The 19,497-nt window shown below is 65.4% G+C and carries 23 protein-coding genes; 12 read left to right on the forward strand and 11 right to left on the reverse strand.

Translation table 11 applies throughout. The features are described 5' to 3' along the window. Entirely contained in the window at positions 1 to 966 is a 966-nt protein-coding gene (gene egtD, locus ACP7DD_RS15145; protein WP_426175651.1) for an L-histidine N(alpha)-methyltransferase, read from the reverse strand. Between the two features lie 155 nt (positions 967 to 1,121). Here egtD and ACP7DD_RS15150 point away from each other — a divergent pair, with 155 nt between their 5' ends. From ACP7DD_RS15150 to ACP7DD_RS15175, 6 genes are all read left to right on the forward strand, one after another. After that, positions 1,122 to 2,024, forward strand: coding sequence for a putative selenate ABC transporter substrate-binding protein (locus tag ACP7DD_RS15150; protein WP_426175652.1), 903 nt, complete (start codon positions 1,122 to 1,124; stop codon positions 2,022 to 2,024). 8 nt (positions 2,025 to 2,032) lie between these two features. Beyond that, the gene (locus ACP7DD_RS15155) at positions 2,033 to 2,848 is read left to right on the forward strand and encodes a phosphonate ABC transporter ATP-binding protein (RefSeq protein WP_426175653.1); all 816 of its coding nucleotides are present in this window, start codon (positions 2,033 to 2,035) and stop codon (positions 2,846 to 2,848) included. Positions 2,849 to 2,852: 4 nt separating this feature from the next. Next, on the forward strand, positions 2,853 to 3,683 hold the full coding sequence (locus tag ACP7DD_RS15160; protein ID WP_426175654.1) for a PhnE/PtxC family ABC transporter permease: 831 nt from the start codon (positions 2,853 to 2,855) through the stop codon (positions 3,681 to 3,683). Further along, the gene (phnE, locus tag ACP7DD_RS15165; RefSeq protein ID WP_426175655.1) at positions 3,680 to 4,462 is read left to right on the forward strand and encodes a phosphonate ABC transporter, permease protein PhnE; all 783 of its coding nucleotides are present in this window, start codon (positions 3,680 to 3,682) and stop codon (positions 4,460 to 4,462) included. Before ACP7DD_RS15160 ends, phnE begins: the two co-directional genes overlap by 4 nt. 6 nt (positions 4,463 to 4,468) lie before the next feature. Then, entirely contained in the window at positions 4,469 to 5,125 is a 657-nt protein-coding gene (locus ACP7DD_RS15170; protein WP_426175656.1) for an ABC transporter ATP-binding protein, read from the forward strand. Positions 5,126 to 5,285: 160 nt separating this feature from the next. Beyond that, positions 5,286 to 5,573 carry a hypothetical protein gene (locus ACP7DD_RS15175; RefSeq protein ID WP_426175657.1) on the forward strand — a complete coding sequence of 96 codons (288 nt, stop codon included), beginning with the start codon at positions 5,286 to 5,288 and terminating at the stop codon, positions 5,571 to 5,573. Between the two features lie 606 nt (positions 5,574 to 6,179). Here ACP7DD_RS15175 and ACP7DD_RS15180 read toward each other — a convergent pair. The 4 genes from ACP7DD_RS15180 to ACP7DD_RS15195 all read right to left on the reverse strand — a co-directional run bounded on the left by ACP7DD_RS15180 (position 6,180) and on the right by ACP7DD_RS15195 (position 9,766). Continuing rightward, the gene (locus tag ACP7DD_RS15180) at positions 6,180 to 6,608 is read right to left on the reverse strand and encodes a hypothetical protein (protein WP_426175658.1); all 429 of its coding nucleotides are present in this window, start codon (positions 6,606 to 6,608) and stop codon (positions 6,180 to 6,182) included. Positions 6,609 to 6,753: 145 nt separating this feature from the next. After that, the gene (locus ACP7DD_RS15185) at positions 6,754 to 8,208 is read right to left on the reverse strand and encodes a Ppx/GppA phosphatase family protein (protein ID WP_426175659.1); all 1,455 of its coding nucleotides are present in this window, start codon (positions 8,206 to 8,208) and stop codon (positions 6,754 to 6,756) included. Between the two features lie 105 nt (positions 8,209 to 8,313). Beyond that, positions 8,314 to 9,477, reverse strand: a complete 1,164-nt coding sequence (locus ACP7DD_RS15190; RefSeq protein ID WP_426175660.1) for a GGDEF domain-containing protein — start codon at positions 9,475 to 9,477, stop codon at positions 8,314 to 8,316. A gap of 13 nt (positions 9,478 to 9,490) precedes the next feature. Next, positions 9,491 to 9,766 carry a hypothetical protein gene (locus ACP7DD_RS15195; protein ID WP_426175661.1) on the reverse strand — a complete coding sequence of 92 codons (276 nt, stop codon included), beginning with the start codon at positions 9,764 to 9,766 and terminating at the stop codon, positions 9,491 to 9,493. A 93-nt stretch (positions 9,767 to 9,859) separates the two neighbouring features. Here ACP7DD_RS15195 and ACP7DD_RS15200 point away from each other — a divergent pair, with 93 nt between their 5' ends. The 3 genes from ACP7DD_RS15200 to ACP7DD_RS15210 all read left to right on the forward strand — a co-directional run bounded on the left by ACP7DD_RS15200 (position 9,860) and on the right by ACP7DD_RS15210 (position 14,144). After that, entirely contained in the window at positions 9,860 to 10,681 is an 822-nt protein-coding gene (locus ACP7DD_RS15200) for a fused MFS/spermidine synthase (RefSeq protein WP_426175662.1), read from the forward strand. Between the two features lie 126 nt (positions 10,682 to 10,807). Beyond that, the gene (locus tag ACP7DD_RS15205; protein WP_426175663.1) at positions 10,808 to 13,714 is read left to right on the forward strand and encodes a bifunctional diguanylate cyclase/phosphodiesterase; all 2,907 of its coding nucleotides are present in this window, start codon (positions 10,808 to 10,810) and stop codon (positions 13,712 to 13,714) included. A 226-nt stretch (positions 13,715 to 13,940) separates the two neighbouring features. Continuing rightward, a complete protein-coding gene (locus tag ACP7DD_RS15210; RefSeq protein ID WP_426175664.1) occupies positions 13,941 to 14,144 on the forward strand; it encodes a hypothetical protein in 204 nt (67 codons plus the stop codon). A gap of 159 nt (positions 14,145 to 14,303) precedes the next feature. Here the strand turns inward: ACP7DD_RS15210 and ACP7DD_RS15215 are convergent, their stop codons facing one another. Continuing rightward, positions 14,304 to 14,675 carry a hypothetical protein gene (locus tag ACP7DD_RS15215; RefSeq protein ID WP_426175665.1) on the reverse strand — a complete coding sequence of 124 codons (372 nt, stop codon included), beginning with the start codon at positions 14,673 to 14,675 and terminating at the stop codon, positions 14,304 to 14,306. Between the two features lie 85 nt (positions 14,676 to 14,760). Then, the gene (locus ACP7DD_RS15220) at positions 14,761 to 14,898 is read right to left on the reverse strand and encodes a hypothetical protein (protein WP_426175666.1); all 138 of its coding nucleotides are present in this window, start codon (positions 14,896 to 14,898) and stop codon (positions 14,761 to 14,763) included. Positions 14,899 to 15,137: 239 nt separating this feature from the next. Between ACP7DD_RS15220 and ACP7DD_RS15225 the strand changes: the two genes are divergently transcribed. Beyond that, on the forward strand, positions 15,138 to 15,284 hold the full coding sequence (locus tag ACP7DD_RS15225) for a hypothetical protein (protein WP_426175667.1): 147 nt from the start codon (positions 15,138 to 15,140) through the stop codon (positions 15,282 to 15,284). Positions 15,285 to 15,290: 6 nt separating this feature from the next. On the opposite strand, the gene ACP7DD_RS15230 is transcribed toward ACP7DD_RS15225, so the two are convergent. Both ACP7DD_RS15230 and ACP7DD_RS15235 read right to left on the reverse strand, forming a co-directional pair. Then, positions 15,291 to 15,518 carry a hypothetical protein gene (locus ACP7DD_RS15230; RefSeq protein WP_426175668.1) on the reverse strand — a complete coding sequence of 76 codons (228 nt, stop codon included), beginning with the start codon at positions 15,516 to 15,518 and terminating at the stop codon, positions 15,291 to 15,293. Between the two features lie 140 nt (positions 15,519 to 15,658). Beyond that, the gene (locus tag ACP7DD_RS15235) at positions 15,659 to 15,880 is read right to left on the reverse strand and encodes a hypothetical protein (protein WP_426175669.1); all 222 of its coding nucleotides are present in this window, start codon (positions 15,878 to 15,880) and stop codon (positions 15,659 to 15,661) included. Between the two features lie 148 nt (positions 15,881 to 16,028). Here ACP7DD_RS15235 and ACP7DD_RS15240 point away from each other — a divergent pair, with 148 nt between their 5' ends. Next, positions 16,029 to 16,928, forward strand: a complete 900-nt coding sequence (locus ACP7DD_RS15240) for an alpha/beta hydrolase (protein ID WP_426175670.1) — start codon at positions 16,029 to 16,031, stop codon at positions 16,926 to 16,928. Here ACP7DD_RS15240 and ACP7DD_RS15245 read toward each other — a convergent pair whose 3' ends face one another. Both ACP7DD_RS15245 and ACP7DD_RS15250 read right to left on the reverse strand, forming a co-directional pair. After that, a complete protein-coding gene (locus ACP7DD_RS15245; protein ID WP_426175671.1) occupies positions 16,929 to 17,327 on the reverse strand; it encodes a TerB family tellurite resistance protein in 399 nt (132 codons plus the stop codon). Between the two features lie 90 nt (positions 17,328 to 17,417). Beyond that, positions 17,418 to 18,386 carry a TerC family protein gene (locus tag ACP7DD_RS15250; RefSeq protein WP_426175672.1) on the reverse strand — a complete coding sequence of 323 codons (969 nt, stop codon included), beginning with the start codon at positions 18,384 to 18,386 and terminating at the stop codon, positions 17,418 to 17,420. 119 nt (positions 18,387 to 18,505) lie between these two features. Between ACP7DD_RS15250 and nhaR the strand changes: the two genes are divergently transcribed. After that, complete coding sequence (nhaR, locus tag ACP7DD_RS15255; RefSeq protein ID WP_426175673.1) at positions 18,506 to 19,405, forward strand: transcriptional activator NhaR; 900 nt, start codon at positions 18,506 to 18,508, stop codon at positions 19,403 to 19,405. The last annotated feature ends 92 nt before the right edge of the window (positions 19,406 to 19,497 follow it).

Genomic DNA, 19,497 nt, shown 5'->3' on the forward strand with positions numbered 1-19,497 from the left:
TCAGTTGGCAATTGCGCGCGCGTGGATCACCGCGAACCAGCCGGCGGCGTCGGTCCACACCCGGGTGGCCTGGAAGCCGCCCTGCTCGAGCAGCCCGACCGCATCGCTCTGGCGGTACTTGTAGCTGTTCTCGGTGTGGATCCGCTCGCCGCGCGCGAACGCACGTTCGCCGCCGTGCCAGCGCACCGACAGCGCCTCGCGCGCTTCGAGGTGCATTTCGATGCGCTGCTCGGCGCTGTTGTAGGCGCCGCTGTGGCGCCACTGCCGCACGTCGAAGTCGGCGCCGGCCAGGTGGTTCACGTGGCGCAGCATGTTCAGGTTGAACGCGGCGGTTACGCCAAGCGCGTCGTCGTAGGCCGCGTCCAGGGTTGCGCTGTCCTTGACCAGGTCGATGCCGATCAGCAGGCCGCCATCGTCGTCGCATTCGGCGCGCGCGCGGCGCAGGAAGGCGCGCGCCTGCTCGGGCGCGAAATTGCCGATCGACGAACCGGGGTAAAAGAACAGCCGCTTTTGCTGGCGCACGGTGTCGGGCAGTTCGAGTGCGGTGGAAAAATCGAGACCGAGGCCGGTCATTTCAATATGCGGGAAGCGCTGCTGCAGGCGCTCGATCGACGCGCGCAAAAAGCCGGCTGAAATGTCGATCGCCACGTACTGCGCCGGATGCAGCAGCGGGAACAGGCGCGCGGCCTTGGCGCAGTTGCCGGCGCCAAGGTCGATCAAGGTGGCGCCGGCGCCGATCGCGCGCGCCATCTCGGCGCCATGGCGATCGAAGATGGTCGCCTCGGTGCGGGTCGGATAATATTCCGGCAGTTCGCAGATCGCTTCGAACAGGCGCGAGCCGAGTGCGTCGTACAAGAATTTGGGCGAGATGGAGGCGCTAGTGGCGCGCAGGCCGGCATCGAGTTCGGCTAGTACAGCCGCGCTGGCGTGGGGGTGTTTCGGTTCGGTCAGGCATGACGTCGACATGGTTTTTCATTCGCGCGCGCGGGAGGCGCATTATTCGAGCTGTCTGAATGGGATGGCTTTGTTTTTGTTATGATATCTGAATATCCAATTTTTCAGCGCCAGCGAAGTGTTCAGCGTGGTGCGTGAATCCTGTTAACTTTCCAATCAAAGGCTGTATGCGCCCCTTCTCACCGCTTGGCATGTTCAAAACGATTGTCGGCGCCACCGCCACCACCGCCGCTGTCCTGATGTTCGCCGCGACCACCGCTGCCGCCCAGAATACGCCTGGCGTGCTGCGCGTGTCGGCCATCCCGGACGAAGCGCCAACTGAACTGCAGCGCAAATTCAAGCCGCTCGGCGATTACCTCGGCAAGGCGACCGGCCTGAAAGTCGAATTCACGCCCGTCACCGACTACGCCGCGTCGGTCGAAGGCCTGATCACCAGGAAGATCGACATGGTCTGGTTTGGCGGCTTTACCTTCGTGCAGGCCAACGTGCGCAGCAAAGGCCAGGTCACTCCGCTGGTGCAGCGCGCCGAAGACGAAAAGTTCCGCTCGGTGTTCATCACCACCAACAAGGACATCAACAAGCTGGAAGACCTGAAGGGCAAGACGCTGTCGTTCGGCTCCGAGTCGTCGACGTCGGGCCACCTGATGCCGCGCTCGTTCCTGCTAGGCGCCAAGATCGATCCGGACACCGACCTGAAACGCATCGCCTTCTCCGGCGCGCACGACGCCACGGTGGCAGCGGTCGCCGGCGGCAAGGTCGACGCCGGCGCGCTGAATATCTCGGTGTGGGAAAAGCTGATCGCCGAAAAGAAGGTCGACCCCGCCGTCGTGCGCGTGTTTTACACGACGCCTGGCTACTTCGACTACAACTGGAGCGTGCGCTCGGACATGAACCCGGCGCTCAAGAAGAAGATCGCCGATGCCTTCCTGGCACTCGACAAGTCCACGCCTGAAGGCAAGGAAATCCTCGAACTGCAGCGCGCCAGCAAGTTCATCCCGACCAAGGTTGGCAACTACGCCGACATCGAAAAGGCCGCTCAAAGCGCAGGTCTGCTGAAAGAAGGCAAATAAGCACGGCCATGACGTATCAGCTCGACAAACTGACGGTGCGCCACCAGGCTTCCGGTGGCGGCGCGCCCGCACTGCACGACATCGACCTGGTCGTCGCGCAAGGCGAGCAGCTTGCCATCATCGGCCCGTCGGGCGCCGGCAAGACCACTTTGCTGGCCACGCTGGCACTGGCGCAGCGCCCGTCCGGCGGCGTGTTCCGCGCCTTCGGCCAGGATCCGTGGGCGCTGCCGGACGCGCAGCGCCACCTGCTGCGCGCGCGCCAGTGCCTGGCGCCGCAAACGCCGCCGCTGCCGCCGCGCCAGCGCGTGGTGACGGCGGTGCTGGCGGCGCGTCTGCCGCAATGGACGCTGTGGCAGGCGCTGGTGTCGCTGGTAAAACCGGCCAATCCGCAGGCGGCCTACGGCGCGCTGCTGCGCTTTGGCCTGGGCGACAAGCTGTATGCGCGGGTCGACCGCCTGTCCGGCGGCGAGCGCCAGCGCTGCGGCCTGGCGCGCCTGCTGCTGTCGTCGGCGCAGGCGTTCCTGGTCGACGAGCCGCTGTCGGCGCTCGATCCGGCGCTGTCGCAGCTGACCTTGTCGACGTTGCAGCAGGAAGCTGCGACCCGCAACGCGACCCTCATTTGCAGTCTCCACCAGGTCGACATCGCGCGGGCGAACTTTGCCCGCATCGTCGGCCTGCGCGACGGGCGCATCGTGTTCGATCTGCCGCGCGAGCAGGTCACCGATGCCATCATCGATGCGCTGTACCAGAACGAATCGGTAACGCCGGTCGTGCCGGTGCTGCACGAAACGCCGGAACGGCTTGCCGTCGGCGCCTGCTTCTAGCAGCATGACGAGCACGCCCCGCATTCCGGCTGATCCGGCCTGGCGCACACGTGTCAGCGCCACCATCGTCGGCCTGGCGATCCTGTGGCCGGCGCTGGTGTTCAGCGAATTCAAGCCGTGGATCCTGTTCGACATGCAAAGCCTGACCGCGGCCGGCCGCTTCCTGTCCGACTTCCTCACGCCCGCCCATTCGCCCGAATTCTTGCTGATGGTGCTGCGCGAGACCTGGCAGACGGTGGCCATTGCCACCGCCGGCCTGACGCTCGCGCTGCTCGGCGCCATTCCAGCCACGTTGATCGTCACCGAACGGCTATCGATCTCGCGCCTGGGCAGCGGGCGCATGCGCCTTGGCGCGCGCCTGCTGCGGCAAAGCGTGCGCTGGATCCTGGTGCTGCTGCGCAGCGTGCCCGAGCTGGTATGGGCGCTGCTGTTCGTGCGCGTGGTCGGCCTTGGCCCCACCGCCGGCGTGCTGGCCATCGCCCTCACCTACTGCGGCATGCTCGGCAAGGTGTACGCCGAGATTCTCGAATCGTCCGACGCGCACGCCACCGACAGCCTGCTGGTCAACGGCAGCGGGCGCCTTCCCGCGCTGCTGTACGGCGCGCTGCCGGAATCGGCGTCGGAGCTGGTGTCGTACACGGTGTACCGCTGGGAGTGCGCGATCCGCGGCTCGGCGGTGATGGGCTTTGTCGGCGCCGGCGGGCTTGGCCAGCGCATGGACGAGTCGACCCGCATGATGGCCGGCGGAGAGGTGTCGACCATGCTGATCATGTTCGTCGTCCTGGTGGCGCTGGCCGACGTGGTATCGAAACTGCTGCGCCGGAGGTTAGGATGATGCCCGCCGCGCCGCCGCGCTCGATGTCCGGCTGGCTGCTGGTACTGGCCCTGGCGGCGCTGGTGGTTGCCAGCTTCGCCTCGCTGCCGCTGCAGCTGGCGGCGTTTTTCAGCGCCGACGCGCTTGCCACCACCACTGAATTCTTGCACGGCTTCGCGCCGCCCGAACTGGGCACGAAGTTTCTGCTCAAGTGCCTCGACGCGACCGCCGAGACGCTGTCGATGTCGGCGCTGGGCACCTTGCTGGCGGTGGTCGGCGGCCTGGCGCTGGCACTGCCGGCGGCCGGCCGCTTCGGCCGCGCGCCGCGCGCACTGACGCGCGCGGTGCTCAACGTGCTGCGCTCGATTCCCGAACTGGTGTGGGCGTCGCTGCTGCTGGTGGCCGCGGGCCTGGGCCCGTTCGCCGGCACGCTGGCGTTGGCCGCGCACACCAGCGGCGTGCTCGGACGGCTGTTTGCCGATGCGCTGGAAAACGCCGAACCGCTGCCGGAACAGACCTTGCGTACCAACGGCGCGTCGCCGATGGCGGCGTTCTTTTACGCGACCTTGCCGCAATCGCTGCCGCAGATGATGTCGTACACGCTGTACCGCTGGGAGAACAATATCCGCGCGGCGGCCGTGCTGGGCGTAGTCGGCGCCGGCGGGTTGGGCCAGATGCTCAAGTACCACCTGTCGCTGTTCCATATGCAGAATGCCGCCACCGTCGTGTTGTGCATGCTGCTGCTGGTGGCGATGGTCGACGCCATCAGCTTCGCCATGCGGCGCGCACTGACCCGATAGGACACCATGCTCGAACTGCGCAACCTGACCAAATCGTACAACGGCCGCACGGTGCTGCACGCGCTGTCGCACCAGTTCGCGGCCGGCGAATTCGTCGCCATCATGGGCGAATCCGGAGTCGGCAAATCGACGCTGCTCAACCTCGTCGCCGGCCTCGATGCACCCGACAGCGGCGCGGTGCTGGTCGACGGCCAGCCGATGTCGGCGCTCGACGACGACGCCGCCACCGGCTTGCGGCGCACCCGCATGGGCTTCATCTTCCAGGCGTTCCACGTGCTGCCGCACCTGACGTTGCTGCAAAACGTGGCGCTGCCGCTGCTGCTCAATCACGCGGGGGTGGCGCGCGCCGGCGAGATGCTGGCGGCGGTTGGCCTGGCCGGGCGCGGCGACGACTTCCCGCGCCAGCTGTCGGGCGGCGAAATGCAGCGCGTCGCCATCGCGCGCGCCCTGGTGCACCGCCCCGCGCTGGTACTGGCCGATGAACCGACCGGCAACCTCGACCCGGAAACCGCCGACGGCGTGCTCGCACTGCTGCGCGCCGAAATCAAGGCCAGTGGTGCTTCTGCCATCATGGTCACACATTCTCACGCCGCGGCCGCCCAGGCCGACAAAATCTTCGTGTTGACGCGCTCAGGGCTGAAACTGTCGCAAAAAGGCATCTAGCCGGTTATATTGTGAGAATATTTACCGTCGATGCGGCAATTACGGTGTCAACGTAGTATTATTTCAACTAATCTAATTTGCATACAATGTCACTAAAAGTAACAGATCGGGCCGAGATGGCGACACAATCGATCAGCCCCCAACCTCCGTGGAGGACCAGATGAACGTACGGCAAAAGAAACTCGAGATGATCGAGGCCATGAATCGCGCGCGGGCGCTCGAACCGTCGAGCTTCGTTCCGAACAAGCTGCTCGACACGCTGATCGAGAAGATGAACCTCAAGAATGACGCGGAGCTGTGCCGGGTGCTGGAAGTGCAGCCACCGATCGTCAGCAAGATCCGCCACCGCAAGCTCGCCGTTGGCGCCACCATCTTGCTGCGCATGCATGAAAAATCAGAGCTCAGCATCCGCGATCTGAAGGAACTGGCAAGCGCATCCATGCATTGACGGCGGCGCGCTGAATTTTTGGCGCCGCCGGCGAGAGCCGCGCGGCGTTGTCATTTGCGCCACGCATTATTGCAACATGCTCACACAAACCCACCCACGGCCCAGGACCTCTGCCTGCCACCACAGTTTCGATGACAGATAACCTATAAACCGTCGTGCCCACCACTGGCGAAGCCGACTTCCCGCGCAGGCGGGAACCCCTGCTGAGGGTGATCACAAATGATCGGCATAGGGGACGGCCGATGACCGTGCCCCTGCCACACCACCCGGCATGCGGGTCCGCACCGGGCGGTTCGAGAAGTTGAGGTTATGTGAGTCGAGGCATGCCGAGACTGTCAAAGTAAGACATTGTCAGCACAGAGTTAAGGGCAACACGGCTTCCGTGCCACCAGCGACGGCTCTGAGATGTTCCCATTCGGGCGACGCTCGCAGTGGCCCCAAGTTTTAACAGCGCGCGGTAGATCGCCGACGCCCTTCGCCATTGCTTGAGATGGATCGCTCTCATCCGATGTCGCATCCATTCGTCGAGCCTGCTCGCGATCCACGCACCTGGAAACGCCAAGCGCGCGCGTTAATCATGTTTTGCGCGGGCGGCCCGCGCGTTAGTCAGGTTTTGCGCGGGCGGCCGGTTTTCAGTTGCGGCAGGCTGGCCAGCACGTTCTGCAGCGTCGCCAGGTCGAGCTGGCTGATCAGCGCGACGCCAATCCGCAGCAACTCGCTCTTCTTGATATCGAAACCGGCCTTCAGGCACGACTTCTTCACCTGGCCGAGCACCTCGTATTCGTGTTCCGGCATGGTGAAGCTGTCGCGCACCAGGCGGGACTTGCGCGCTTTCTCCCTGACCTGCTCTTCCGGCACCGCCGCCTTGGCGGCCGCCTTGCGCGGCGCTTTCGGCTTGTCGGCGCTGGCCGGCGTGCTGCGCGCCGCAACCGGCGCGGCAGCTTGCTTCACCGCCGGTTTCGCTGCCGGTTTGGCTGCCGCTTTCGTCACTGGCGTCGCAACCGCCTTGACCGCAGTCTTGGCGGCCGGCTTCACTGCTGATTTCGCAGCCGCTGGCGCGGCCCGTTTGGCCGATGCGGCCTTGCTTGTGCTTGTTGTTTTTACAGCTGCGGGTTTGCGCATCGAATACTCCAAAATTAACAGGTTAAACAATATATACCATTAAAACCATTTGTGCGGTTCAGGCGCTCGCCCTGACGCTGAAGTCTACGCCCACCTCGTCCCACCACTCCTGCTCCTTTTCGATCCAGTAGGAGACGGTCGGATGGTGCGCCACCCAGTCGCGCTTGATATCGAGTTCGATCCGGTTTTTCATGCGCAGTTTGAGTTCGCCGAAATCGGCTTCGATGCGGGCATGCATCAGCAGGATCGCCAGCCGCAGCGCCAGCACCGCCTTGGCGAAGTCGGGTTCGGCCAGTGAATCGGCGATCTTGCGCAGGTTGCCCTTCTGGCCGACGATCAGCCTGGCCATCGCCTTCTGCTCGCGCGCGGTAAACCCCGGCAGGTCGGCGTTTTCGATCATGTAGGCGGCATGCTTGTGGTAACCGGTGTGCGACACCACCATCCCTATCTCGTGCAGCTGGGCGCTCCAGTACAGCAGCCTGGCGTAGGCGTCGCCGGCGGGTTTGAGCATGGCGTACAGCGCCGCCGATTCGTTGGCGACGCGGCTGGCGCGCGCCTGGTCGACGTGGAATTTCTCGCCCAGCAGCCGCACCGATTCCTCGCGCCGGTCGCGCTGCATCGAGCGCGCGTACAGATCCCACATGACGCCCATGCGCAGCCCCGCCTCGACCGGCACCAGCCGCTCGATGCCAAGTTCGGCCAGCAGCGCAATGAGGATCGCCAGGCCGCCGATGACGGTGGCGGCGCGGTCGGCCTTCAGGCCCGGCATGTCGATGCGGCTGACGTGGCCCAGTTCGATGAAGCGGCGCTTGACGGCGTCGAGCGCGGCCGGCGTGATGCCGTCGCCAAAGCCGTTGCGCTCGACGACTTCGCCGATCGCGCGGATCGTGCCGGACGAGCCGTAGGCGGTGCGCCAGTGCTGCGGATGATACGGCGGCGCGGCGTCCTCGAAGTGGCTGCGCGCCGACAGGATGGCCGCTTCGAACGAGCCGGCGTCGATGCGCCCGCCGATGAAGAACGACAGGCTTTGCTTGACGGTGCCGACGCTGAACGATTCGACCCGCTCGATTTCCAGTCCGCGACCGAGTATCAGTTCGGTCGAGCCGCCGCCGATGTCGAGCACCAGGCGCCGCTCGCCCGGGGTGGCCAGCGCGTTGGCCACGCCCATGTAGATCAGGCGGCCCTCTTCTTCGCCGGAGATGATTTCGATCGGGTAGCCGAGCGCCTGCTCGCAAGCAGGCAGGAAAGCGTCGGCGTTGCGGGCGACCCGCATGGCGGAGGTGGCGACCACGCGCACAGCGTCGAGCCGGTACAGCGCCAGCGCGGCGCGAAAGCTGCGCAGGCAGGCCAGCGCCGACTGCATCGCCGCCTCGGTCAGGTTACCACTGGCGTCGAGCCCGGCGGCAAGCCGGATCGGCTCGCGCATGCTTTTAACGACCCGGATCGCTTCGCCGTCGTGTTTGCCCACGTGCAGCCGAAAGCTGTTCGATCCCAGGTCTACCGCAGCATACATAGCTTCTTTCTCGTTGATTGTCATGTCGCTCCAGCGCCGAAAAAATCGTACCACAATAGCGCCGCGTTATTACACGCGAATGACATGCGGCGTCCGGCCGAGCAGCTAAGGCGCCGCGCTCACCGCTTGCGCTTTGACGACCCGGTTGCGCCCGCCCGCCTTGGCCGCCTGCAGCGCGTCGTCGGCGCGCCTGAACAGGCTGACGGTGGTGTCGTCGGCGCGGATGGTGGTCACGCCGAAGCTGGCGGTCATGCCGATCATCGCGCGCTCGCCCTTGACCGGGCTGGCCTCGATGGCGATGCGCATGCGCTCGGCCACCAGCGCCGCTTCCGGCAAGGCGGTGCGCGGCAGCAGGATGGCAAATTGAACGCCAACCATGCGGCCGAGCTGGTCGCTGTCGCGCATGTGGCGCTTGCATACCTCGACCACGGCGCGCAGCACGTTGTCGCCGGCCGGATGGCCGTAGCTGTCGTTGACGCGCTTGAACTGGTCGAGGTCGAACAGCACCAGCGCGGTCGGCAGGCCTGGCCGGCGCGCCAGCGACAGCCAGGGCGCCAGCGCGATGAAGAAGCCGCGCCGGTTCGGGCAATCGGTGAGCTTGTCGACCACCGCCAGGCGCTCGATGTCGGCCTGCACCTGCTCGCGCGTGAGCAGCAGGTAGCCGAAGCCGTTCCCCAGCATCAGCAGATAGAAGGCGGCCGAGGACCACAGCTGCAACATGGTGTTGCTGATCCAGCCCCAGCCGCCCGGCATGGTCAGCACCATCACGCCGCGCGCGGCCACCAGCAGCGCCAGCAGCGCGGTGGCGATGGCGACGAAGCGGCGCAGCATCGTCGCGTCGCGCCAGCGAAGCGCCAGCGCGGCGGCGCCGGACAGGTAGAAGGCGCCGAGGATGAGCGAACTGGCCACCGTGCGCAGACCCGTCTCGTCGATGATGTAGCAGGCGATGAACACGCCGATCGCCAGGATCAGCAGCCACAAGGTGGGACGGCGCCAGCGCGTGCGCTCGGCCGCTTCCCACATCGCGCCCGCTTCCAGCGCCACGCCGACGAACAGGATCGAATAGCCAAGCGGGATCGAGATCGGGTCGGGCACCACGCCGCTGCCGCGGAAGTACAGCAGCAGCCAGGCCGCCGCCTGGCATTGCTTGGCGACCGACCAGGTCGACAAGGTCAGCGATTTTTTGCGCTCGTACTCGAAGAAGAACAACGCGGCGCACAGCGACAGGTTACCCAGCGCCAGCGCAAACACCATCGTGGTGGTATCCATCCGGGCGCTCGCCTCAGACTTCGTGTTCGACGTTGCTGCTGCCGTCGCCGATCTTGCTGGCCCAGGCGTGGACGAAGTACTGCTTTTCGGCGTCGCTCGGGGCGTCGCTCCAGAACACGATCAGCGTGCCCTTGTGGTCGTGGATCTGGGTGACCTTCTCGATCAAGCGATCGCAGGCGCTGCCGCCGGCCAGCGCCATCACGTATCCATACACGCGGCTGAGCCGCTCGAGGCGGTCCGGTTCGGTCAGGCTGTTGGTCGCGGTAATGGTGGGGTGATCTAAAAACATGGGGTCTCCGTCAGCGATGGATCAGCTTATCAGAAACCTGTGCTGGGAAACAAGGTATGTCCCCGCGCGACGACGCTCGCATATACTGGGGCCATGTCCGCGCTTCCTGCCCAGTCATCCGCCCAGTCGCCTTCTTCGCCGCCATCGCCGCCACTGGTGCGCACCCTCGGCGACGTGCGCACGCTCGAATTCATGCCGGGCAACGTGCAAAGCGAGATGCGCCTGTCGCGCCCCGGCCGGCTGATGCTGGCCTATTCGCGCGCGATGATGTGCTTCGCGCTGTTCGTGCCGCGCCCGCGCCACATCGTGATGGTGGGCCTGGGCGGCGGCTCGCTCGCCAAGTTCTGCTACCGTCACTTCCCAAGCGCGCGCATCAGCGTCATCGAACTGCGCGCCGACGTCATCGCGCTGCGAGCGCAGTTTTGCGTGCCGGCCGACGACGATCGCTTCCGGGTGGTGCATGCCGACGCCGCCGCCTGGATTGCGCAAGCCGGCGCGGGCAGCATCGACGTGCTCGTGGTCGACGGCTTCGACGCAGCGGGCCTGCCGCCGGCGCTGTGCAGCTCGCGCTTTTATGCCAACTGTCGGCGCGCGCTGCGCCACGGCGGCGTGCTGGTGGCGAACGTCTTCAGCTACGATCCGCAATACCAGGCAATGCTGGGCCGGCTGCGCCTGATGTTCGGCAGCCAGGTGTGCTGGTTCGACAAGGTGGCCGGCAACAACTGCATCCTGTTTGCCGTCAAGGCGCCGCTCGACCTTGGCGCCGGCGCCACTGCGGACACGGCGGCGGCGCGCGCGCTGCGGCTGCGCCGGCTGGTCGGACGCCGCCACGGCAGCGGCGTCGGCCTGCTGAACCGGCTGCTGGTGCGCGCGCTGGTCACCTACCTTGCGATGCGGCACAATGTTTTAAAATGACAACGTATTCCGCAATACCTGTTGCTACCGAACAATTCATTTGCGCATTGCAACGAGGATGTGACACACTACCGTCTCCATGAGGAGCCGGCCCGGCTTCTTGCCACCACAGGAATGCCCGGGACAATGCCGCGCCGCCCGCAGTTTTCGCTCGCTGTCGCCACTGCCCTCACGCTGGGCAGCGGGCTGGCTGCGACCGCCGCGATGTTCGTCGCCGTCAGCCATCTCGAGTACGACAAGATCAACCTGGCCTTCGAGCAGCGCGCCAACGTGCGCATCGGCGCCATCCGCGCCGGCCTCGACGCTGCTGTCGAAGTGGTGCAGGTGACGAACCAGCTGTTTGTTACCGTCGAAACCGTTACGCGCCATCAGTTCCACGACTACACCGCCCCGCTGCTGCAGCGCTACCCGTTCATCCGCGCCTTCAATTACCGCCGCGTCATCGGCGACGCCGAGCGCGCCGGCTTCGAGGCGGGCCTGCAGATGGCGCGTCCGGGCAGCGGCATCGTCGACATCGTCGACGGCAAGCCGGTGCCGGCGCCGCGCCGCGCGCGCTACGCGCCGGTCGAGTTTGTCGAGCCGCTGGCCGGCAACGAGTTCGCCTTCGGCATGGACACCGCCACCAGCGCCGAAGTGGTCGACACGCTGGCGCGCGCCATCGACGGCGGGCGCGCCACCGCCACCGGCCTGGTCAGCCTAGTGCACAACAAGCGGCCGCAGGCCGGCTTCATGGTCATCATGCCGGTGTACCGCCATGCGGCGCCGACGGCGACGCCGGCCGAGCGACGCGCCGCGTTGGTCGGCGACACCGCCGCCATCATCCGCGCCGAAGAGCTGGTGCACAGCATCCTGATCAGCAACAATTTGCTCGACGACGCCAACCTGCGCGTGGTGGCGTACGCGGGCGGGCCCGGCGGCGCGATGATCCCGGTGTTCGACAGTGACGGCAGCGGCTCGGCGGCCGCGCCCGTTGCGCCGGCGCCGGCCGCGCGCTCGCTGCTGGCCAGCGTCGCTCAGCGGGTCGCGCTCGACCAGCAACCGAGCCTTGCGCGCAACCTCGACGTCGCCGGCCAGCCGTGGCGCGTCGAAGTGGTCGAGCAGCCGCGGCCGTTCCTGGGTGAGCATTTCGGCTCGCTGCTGGTGCTCGTCGGCGGCCTGCTGATGACGTTCCTGATGAGCGCGCTGGTGCAGGCCATGGTGCGGCGCTCGCGGCGGGTACAGCAGCTGGTGCAGGAGCGCACCGCCGACCTCAATTTGTCGAACCAGCGCCTGATCCATGACGTGCTCGAACGCCGCCGCACCGAAAAGGCGCTGCAGGAGAGCGAGCAGCGCTTCCGCCAGCTGGTGTCGATGTCGTCGGACTGGTACTGGGAGCAGGACGAGCAGTTCCATTACACGGCCATTACCGGCGGCTTTGGCGAAAAGGCCGGCGTCGCCGCCGAGCGGCTGCTCGGCAAGTCGCGCTGGGACGGCGTGCCAGGCATGGAAGAGTCCGAGTGGGGCCAGGCCCACATCGCGCAGCTGCGCGCGCACGAGAATTTCACCGACCTCGAGTACCCGATGGTCGACGACCAGGGCGGCGTGCGCTGGTTCTGCGTCAACGGCGAGCCGGTGTTCGACGAGCTCGGCGTGTTCCGCGGCTACCGCGGCACCGGCACCGACATCACCGCGCGCAAGCTGTCCGAACAGCGCATCCACCATGTCGCCCAGCACGATGTGCTGACCGGCTTGCCCAACCGCAGCCTGCTGCAGGACCGCCTCGGCCAGGCGATCGCCTATTCGATGCGCTCGCTGCACCCGGTGTGGGTGATGCTGATCGACCTCGACCGCTTCAAGTTCGTCAACGACAGCATGGGCCACAAGGCCGGCGACGTCCTGCTGATGACGGTAGCGGCGCGGCTGCGCTCGGCGTTGCGCGATACCGACACCGTGGCGCGCCTGTCGGGCGACGAATTCGTCGTCATCCTCAGCGAACACGTCGACCAGAGGCTGTCGGTCGACATCGTGCAGCGCCTGATGGATTCGGTGGCGCAGCCGGTCATGCTGGGCAGCAAAGAATTCTTCGTCACCTGCAGCATCGGCGTGGCGGTGTACCCGACCGACGGCGCCCCGCCCGACAGCCTGATCGAGCACGCCGACATCGCCATGTACCGCGCCAAGAAGCTCGGCCGCAACAACTTCCAGTTCTACACGCCGGCGATGAACGAGGACGCGATGGAGCGGGTGCGCATCGAGGGCGCGCTGCGCAACGCGCTCGAGCGCGACGAATTCGTGCTGCACTACCAGCCGCAGGTGGACCTGGCGAGCGGCGAGATTGTCGGCATGGAAGCGCTGCTGCGCTGGCAGCATCCGGAGATGGGCATGGTGGCGCCGAGCCGCTTCATCGGCGTGGCCGAGGAAACCGGCCTGATCGTGCCGATCGGCGCCTGGGTGATGCGCGCGGCGTGCCAGCAGAACCAGACCTGGCAGGATGAAGGCCTGGGCAAGCTGCGGGTGGCCGTCAACCTGTCGGCGCGCCAGTTCGGCGCCGCCAACCTGATCGCCGACATCCGCCGCGTGCTGGCCGAGACGGGCCTGGCGCCCGCCTGCCTCGAGATCGAGCTGACCGAGAGCCTGTTCATGAGCGACGTCACCCTGGCCGTCGAACTGCTGCACGGCATGAAGGCACTTGGCGTGAATTTGTCGATCGACGACTTCGGCACTGGTTACTCGAGCCTGTCGTACCTGTCGCGCTTCCCGATCGATGTGCTCAAGATCGACCGCTCTTTTGTTGCCGAGATCACGCGCGACTCGAATGACGCCGCCATCGTCGCGTCGATCATCGCTCTGGCCCACAACCTGAAGCTGGCGGTCATTGCCGAAGGCGTCGAGACCGAAGAGCAGCTCGACTACCTGCGCCGCCACGGCTGCGACGAAATGCAGGGCTACTACTTCAGCCGGCCGCTGCCGGCCCACGAATTCGAGCAACTGGTGCGCCAGCAACGGCGCCTGCCGCTGCTTGAGGCAATAGCGCCCGACATCCTGGTCGCCTGACCGCCCCCAAAAATCGGGGTCAGCCCCGATTTTTGTTCGGCCAAGGCAAGAACTACCTGCTAAAAAAACCGGGCCTGACCCCGATTTTTAAAGTGTGTCCAAATAGCAAACTTTCTCATGGTGAAATCGACATCATCCGATGTTTTTGGTTTATCATCCTTGCATCACGCAAAATGGTCCATCAGAGACATTCCAGCGCAGTCCACCATTGAAAACTAGAGAAACTATGAATTATCCTCGCGCACAGCTGAACCGCCACGACATCAAGCACCCGCGTACCGATTTCCGGACCCGCGATGTCGTCAACCAGGCCATCGCATCGATCCCGTCAGTCGGCCTGCAGCGCGCCGCTGAATTCCTGTCGGCGATGAACGTGCCGGCGGAAGTGGCGATCCGCACCCTGGTCTACCCGAACCGCCGCCGCCAGTAAGCCCCTGCGCCCGGCCGACAGCGGCCGATGCCGCCCGCGTTTTCCTGCACATGCGACGCGGCGCGACTGTCACGTGGGTAAGTGGTTCGCGAACGACGGTAGACAGGGACGCGCTGCCAGAACAAGAAACCGGGCCTCAGCCCGGTTTTTTTTCATCGATTACTTCAACTTATCCTGGGCCTCGATATCGGCCAGCGATTCGCGCCCCTTGTCGGTGACGCCGTAACCGCCCTCTTCGCGCGCAACAATGTGCGACTTCTTGCCGAGGAATACAGCGACATCGGCATCGAGCTTGGCTGCCGGATCGGCCGACACGGCGCGCAGGCCGCCGATGCAGCGGCGCAGAAACAAGGTTTGCTGCCCTTTGTCGGTCAATGCCAGCCGGCCGTCTTTGCCGTACTGGATCATCTTCAGGCCCGACAGCCGCTTGGCGTTGCGCCCGACGCAGGCGTTTACCTTGTCGTGGGCGGCGCCGCGCTCGACGTGGCCGAGCGCGTCATATTCATCCGTAGTCAATTTCTCGTTCTTCATTACCGCTTTCATGGTTAGCCGTTGCGGCGCCCATGGTACCTGCCCATTCCAACCACGGCAACCGGCAATCGCCGTCGCAGCGTGCTTATTTGAAGCTGCGTACCGCCAGCCAGATAAGGCCGATGCTGGCCGCCAGCGTCAGCGCAAGAAGCACGCGCATGCGCCGCGAGGCGTAGAACGGGGTGCGGCCGAGGTAGATCTTGTTGTGTAATGAATTGCCCATGACGCTCTCCCGAACAAAAATGACTCTGATGAAGCAGTATAGAAAGCTTACGACATTGAACTATGTGACGCCAGACACATTAGCAATATTTGTAGAGTCGAAGCAACACAATGGCAAGGTCTTATTGCGCGACAGCGGCCCAGGGAGGCTGGTACGATCCACCGTTCGCATCACAGCACCCCAGGAGACGCCGCATCAACCAGGCACCCGCCCCGACCGACCCAAAAACCGCCCGTCCCATGCTCGACGAAGCCGATATCGGCAGCGGCGAGAAAACCCCGGGACAGAAAGAAACCGAGGAAATGATCCGCCAGATGCCGCCGCTGCCGTCCGCTAAATCCGGCGCCGACGACAAGTCCAAGCCGGCCGAGCCAAACCGGCCGTAACGCTTGTTACAACATCAGGCCCGGGCCTGGCGCCGCTGCCGCCTTGATCGGCGGCTCCGGCAGGGTCGGTTCCTTGACCGGCGCGTGCGCCGGCGGCGGCACGTCGTCCGGATTCGGGTTCGGCCCCGGCGGTTGCGAGTCCGGATCCGTATCCGGGTCGGGGGTCGAATGCGCGCCGATGCTGCTGATGCCGCGGTCCCAGGCATGCTCGTTGCTCGGATCGATGTTGCTCATGCTGTGCCTTTTCTGCCCAAAGCTTTGGGCCAAATAAATATCGTAGCGACTTGCGCCGCTACAATTTTGTCTAAAATCAAGCGCCCTCGGCGTCACCCCACCGGCAGTCGCGCCGACGCCACGATCTGTCCTGGGACCCGTCAGGACGCCAGCAGGTTGTCGATCTCGGTGCGCGCCACTTCGATGCCGGCAAAACGCGCCACGTCGGAGGTGGCATAGCCGCCCACCGTTTTCGAGCGCGCCCGCGGCTCGCCGCCGGCCAGGCTGGTGATGGTGTACTCGAAATCCCACAGGTCGCTGCAGTCCCTGATGGGCTCGACGTCGATGCGGTAGCCACGGTATTCTTCTACTGCTTGCTGCATATCATTTCTCCATCAGTTTTTGGCAGACTAGCATGAAGGCCATTTTCGCCCGGCGCCCCCGCTTCAATCGTGCGGGGCGCAAGCGGCGCTTGCCGCAGAGCGCCTACCTTGTATATAGTTCAGCGCTGATCCTTGACGAGATGCCCACATGAAATCCCCCCTGCGCACCCTGCTCGCCGCCCTGCTGTGCTCTTTCGGTGGCGCCGCCGGCGCAGCCGCGCCGATGACGCTGGCCGACTACCTGGCCTTGAGCGGGCCGGCGCCGACGGCGAAGATTGCCTACGGCAGCGCGCCGTCGCAGTTTGTCGAGCTGTTCCGTCCGGTCGGCGACGGGCCGTTTCCGGTCGTCGTGCTGGTGCATGGCGGCTGCTGGACCATCAAGTTCGGCGGCATCGAGCAGATGCGCAACCTGGCCGGCGCGCTGGCCGCGCAAGGCATCGCCGTGTGGAACGTCGAATACCGCCGGGTCGATGAAGACGGCGGCGGCTACCCGGGCACCTACCAGGACATGCATGGCGCGCTCGAGCTGCTGGGCGAACACGCCGGCCGCCACAAGCTCGACCTCGAACGCATCGTCGCGGTCGGCCATTCGGCCGGCGGCCAGCTGGTGCAGTGGATCGCCGGGCGCGCCAGGATTGCCCCGTCGAGCCCGCTGTTTCGGGCCAAGCCGCTGCCGGTGCACCAGATCATCAGCCTGGGCGGGCTGGCCGACCTGCGCCACGAGCGCGACCTGATCAAATCGAGCTGCGGGCGCGACACGGTCCAGCTGGCCGGCGAGGCCAGCAGCGCCAGGCCGGACATCTTCTCCGACACCAACGCCGCCGACCTGATGCCAAACGGCAGCAACACGGTGCTCATCACGGGCGAACTCGACACCGTCTCGCCGCCGCGCGTGGCCACCGACTATGCCGCCCGCGCCCGCGCCGCCGGCGACAGCGCCAGCGTCATCGTGCTGCCCGGCGCCAGCCACTACGACGAGGTGGCCGCCAGTTCGCCGTCGTTCCAGCTGGTGCTGCCGGCAATCCGCAAGGCGCTCGGCCTGCCCTAGTCAGCTGGCCGCGGCAAAGCCCGTCGGCGCGGCCCACAGCACAGTGGCGCGCGCCAGCAATACCGCTTCGGCGTCGGCCAGCCAGTCGTCGGCGTCGGCGATCGACCACATCGCCTTGAGCAGGCGCCGGCGCAGCTGCGGATCGGCAATCTCGCCGAGCACGCCATCGATCAGCCGCGCGTCGATCCGGACGTCGCCGTGCACCGCGGTGGTCAGCAGGTCCTCGCACAGTTCCTGCAACAGCTGGTGAAAGTCGTCACGCTCGAGCTCGACGTAACGCAAGATCCGCGTGCGGTCCATGGCCATCAGTTCGCTTTGCGCCAGATTGCCGTCCACTACCATCGTCAGCGCCAGCACGCGAGCCGCTGCCTGTCTACTATTCAATTCATATGAGCGCATTTCAGTTCCCCTTTTCGTTGCGGTGAGTGATACAAACTGCGATGTTGGCGATGGCGCGCGTGCCCCATACACCGGACCACGCGCCCTGCCTTACTTCGTCGTGCCATCCTTGCGGGCAATCACCAGGCTGGCGATACAGCTGGCCGCGATCAGCACCGCCACCACCGTCAGCGACGCCTGCACCGGCACGTGGTACAACGGCATGATCAGCATCTTGACGCCGATGAAGGTGAGCACCATCGCCAGGCCATACTTGAGCAGGTGGAAGCGATCGGCGACATCGACCAGCAGGAAGTACAGCGCCCGCAGGCCCAGGATGGCAAACAGGTTCGACGTGAACACGATGAACGGATCGGTCGTGATGGCGAAGATGGCGGGGATCGAGTCGACCGCGAACACCAGGTCGGTGACCTCGATCAGGATCAGCACCAGGAACAGCGGCGTCACATAACGCACGCCATCCTTGAGCACGAAAAAGCGCTCTTTATGGTCGCCCTCGGCGACCCGCAAGTGGCGCCGCGCAAAGCGCAGCACCGGATTGTTGGCCACGTCCGGCTGCTGGTCGGCGGCAACCAGCATGCGCATGCCGGTGAACAGCAGGAACGCGCCGAACACGTACAGCACCCAGCTAAATTCGCTGACGACCCAGGCGCCTGCCATGATCATCACGGCGCGCATCACGATGGCGCCCAGCACGCCGTAGATCAGCACGCGGCGCTGGTACTCTTGCGGCACCTGGAAGGCGGTGAAGATGAGCAGGAACACGAAGACGTTATCGACCGACAGCGTTTTCTCGATCAGGTAGCCGGACAGGAATTCGAGCGCCTTCTGGTCGGCGACCTCGGCGCCCATGGTGCCTTTCAGGTACCACCACAAGGCGCCGTTAAACAGCAGCGCCAGGCTGACCCACACCAGCGACCAGATGCCGGCTTCCTTGACGCTGACCTTGTGCGCCTTGTTGCCGCCAAAGACGAACAGGTCCAGCACCAGCATCAGCACGACAAAGGCGATGAAGCCGGCCCACATCGGTCCGGTGGCAATACTTTCCAAACTGTTCATGTGATTCTCCTTGTCGCGACGCTGCGTGGTGAAACCATCATAAGGCGCATGAAAGCATCGAACAACTCGAATATAATTAACTCTCGAATCGAAAAACTCGATGCTTTCCGGGAGTCGTCATGGCAGCACTCAATTTCAAGCACCTGCGCTATTTCTGGATGGTGGCGAAGACGGGCAGCATCGCCCGGGCCGCCGCGCAGTTGCACCTGACACCCCAGTCGATCTCCGGACAGCTCACGGAGTTCGCCGAAACGCTAGGCGTCGAGCTGTTTCGCAAGGCCGGGCGCAACCTGGAATTGACCGACACCGGGCGGCACATCCTGCGCCATGCGGAGGAAATTTTCAGCGCCGGCGATGCGCTGCTGGAGGTGGTGCGCGACACCACACGCAGCACGACGACCGCGTTTCGCGTCGGTTGCGCCGACTCGGTGTCGAAACTGATCGCCTGCCGGCTGGTCGAGCCGGCGCTGGCGCTGCCCGAGCCGGTGCGCCTGGTCTGCCGCGAAGGCCGGCTCAACAGCCTGATCGCCGAGCTGGCCGTACACCGGCTCGACATGGTCATCGCCGACCGGCCGATGCCGAGCCACCTGAGCGTGCGCGGCTATAACCATTTGCTGGGCGAGAGCGGCATGACGGTGTGCGCCACGGCGGCGCTGGCGGCGTCGTTGGCGCCGGCTTTTCCGCACTGCCTGGACGGTGCTCCGCTGCTGCTGCCGGGCGAGGATTTCGCCATTTATCACCGCCTGCTGCAGTGGCTCGCGTCGGTGCAGGTGCATCCGCGCATCGTCGGCGAATTCGACGACAGCGCCATGATGAAAGCGTTCGGCCAGTCCGGCGCCGGCGTGTTCTTCACGCCGACCGTGATCGCCGCCCAGGTGTGCGAGCAATACCGCGTCGTGCAGCTCGGCCGCGTCGACACGCTCGTCGAGCAGGTCTACGCCATCACCACCGAGCGGCGCCTGAGCCATCCGGTGACGCTGGCGATCAGCCAGGCGGCGCGCACAAGCCTGTTCGCCTGAGCCGGTTGCAGGCGGATTGTTACCGCTAAACAACAGTAAATATCAGCACTGCATCTATCCGGCGATCCGGATCGAAGTGCTTTGACATTTCC

The organism is Massilia sp. TWR1-2-2 (genome assembly GCF_049897565.1).
In the GTDB taxonomy this organism is placed as follows: Bacteria; Pseudomonadota; Gammaproteobacteria; order Burkholderiales; family Burkholderiaceae_D; genus JAFCUW01.

What these genes read in the sequence shown, in the direction of transcription:
- egtD (WP_426175651.1), bottom strand. Translation starts at nt 966, where the DNA reads ATGTCGACGTCATGCCTGACCGAACCGAAACACCCCCACGCCAGCGCG.
- ACP7DD_RS15150 (WP_426175652.1), top strand. Translation starts at nt 1,122, where the DNA reads ATGCGCCCCTTCTCACCGCTTGGCATGTTCAAAACGATTGTCGGCGCC.
- ACP7DD_RS15155 (WP_426175653.1), top strand. Translation starts at nt 2,033, where the DNA reads ATGACGTATCAGCTCGACAAACTGACGGTGCGCCACCAGGCTTCCGGT.
- ACP7DD_RS15160 (WP_426175654.1), top strand. Translation starts at nt 2,853, where the DNA reads ATGACGAGCACGCCCCGCATTCCGGCTGATCCGGCCTGGCGCACACGT.
- phnE (WP_426175655.1), top strand. Translation starts at nt 3,680, where the DNA reads ATGATGCCCGCCGCGCCGCCGCGCTCGATGTCCGGCTGGCTGCTGGTA.
- ACP7DD_RS15170 (WP_426175656.1), top strand. Translation starts at nt 4,469, where the DNA reads ATGCTCGAACTGCGCAACCTGACCAAATCGTACAACGGCCGCACGGTG.
- ACP7DD_RS15175 (WP_426175657.1), top strand. Translation starts at nt 5,286, where the DNA reads ATGAACGTACGGCAAAAGAAACTCGAGATGATCGAGGCCATGAATCGC.
- ACP7DD_RS15185 (WP_426175659.1), bottom strand. Translation starts at nt 8,208, where the DNA reads ATGTATGCTGCGGTAGACCTGGGATCGAACAGCTTTCGGCTGCACGTG.
- ACP7DD_RS15190 (WP_426175660.1), bottom strand. Translation starts at nt 9,477, where the DNA reads ATGGATACCACCACGATGGTGTTTGCGCTGGCGCTGGGTAACCTGTCG.
- ACP7DD_RS15195 (WP_426175661.1), bottom strand. Translation starts at nt 9,766, where the DNA reads ATGTTTTTAGATCACCCCACCATTACCGCGACCAACAGCCTGACCGAA.
- ACP7DD_RS15200 (WP_426175662.1), top strand. Translation starts at nt 9,860, where the DNA reads ATGTCCGCGCTTCCTGCCCAGTCATCCGCCCAGTCGCCTTCTTCGCCG.
- ACP7DD_RS15205 (WP_426175663.1), top strand. Translation starts at nt 10,808, where the DNA reads ATGCCGCGCCGCCCGCAGTTTTCGCTCGCTGTCGCCACTGCCCTCACG.
- ACP7DD_RS15210 (WP_426175664.1), top strand. Translation starts at nt 13,941, where the DNA reads ATGAATTATCCTCGCGCACAGCTGAACCGCCACGACATCAAGCACCCG.
- ACP7DD_RS15215 (WP_426175665.1), bottom strand. Translation starts at nt 14,675, where the DNA reads ATGAAGAACGAGAAATTGACTACGGATGAATATGACGCGCTCGGCCAC.
- ACP7DD_RS15220 (WP_426175666.1), bottom strand. Translation starts at nt 14,898, where the DNA reads ATGGGCAATTCATTACACAACAAGATCTACCTCGGCCGCACCCCGTTC.
- ACP7DD_RS15225 (WP_426175667.1), top strand. Translation starts at nt 15,138, where the DNA reads ATGCTCGACGAAGCCGATATCGGCAGCGGCGAGAAAACCCCGGGACAG.
- ACP7DD_RS15230 (WP_426175668.1), bottom strand. Translation starts at nt 15,518, where the DNA reads ATGAGCAACATCGATCCGAGCAACGAGCATGCCTGGGACCGCGGCATC.
- ACP7DD_RS15235 (WP_426175669.1), bottom strand. Translation starts at nt 15,880, where the DNA reads ATGCAGCAAGCAGTAGAAGAATACCGTGGCTACCGCATCGACGTCGAG.
- ACP7DD_RS15240 (WP_426175670.1), top strand. Translation starts at nt 16,029, where the DNA reads ATGAAATCCCCCCTGCGCACCCTGCTCGCCGCCCTGCTGTGCTCTTTC.
- ACP7DD_RS15245 (WP_426175671.1), bottom strand. Translation starts at nt 17,327, where the DNA reads ATGCGCTCATATGAATTGAATAGTAGACAGGCAGCGGCTCGCGTGCTG.
- ACP7DD_RS15250 (WP_426175672.1), bottom strand. Translation starts at nt 18,386, where the DNA reads ATGAACAGTTTGGAAAGTATTGCCACCGGACCGATGTGGGCCGGCTTC.
- nhaR (WP_426175673.1), top strand. Translation starts at nt 18,506, where the DNA reads ATGGCAGCACTCAATTTCAAGCACCTGCGCTATTTCTGGATGGTGGCG.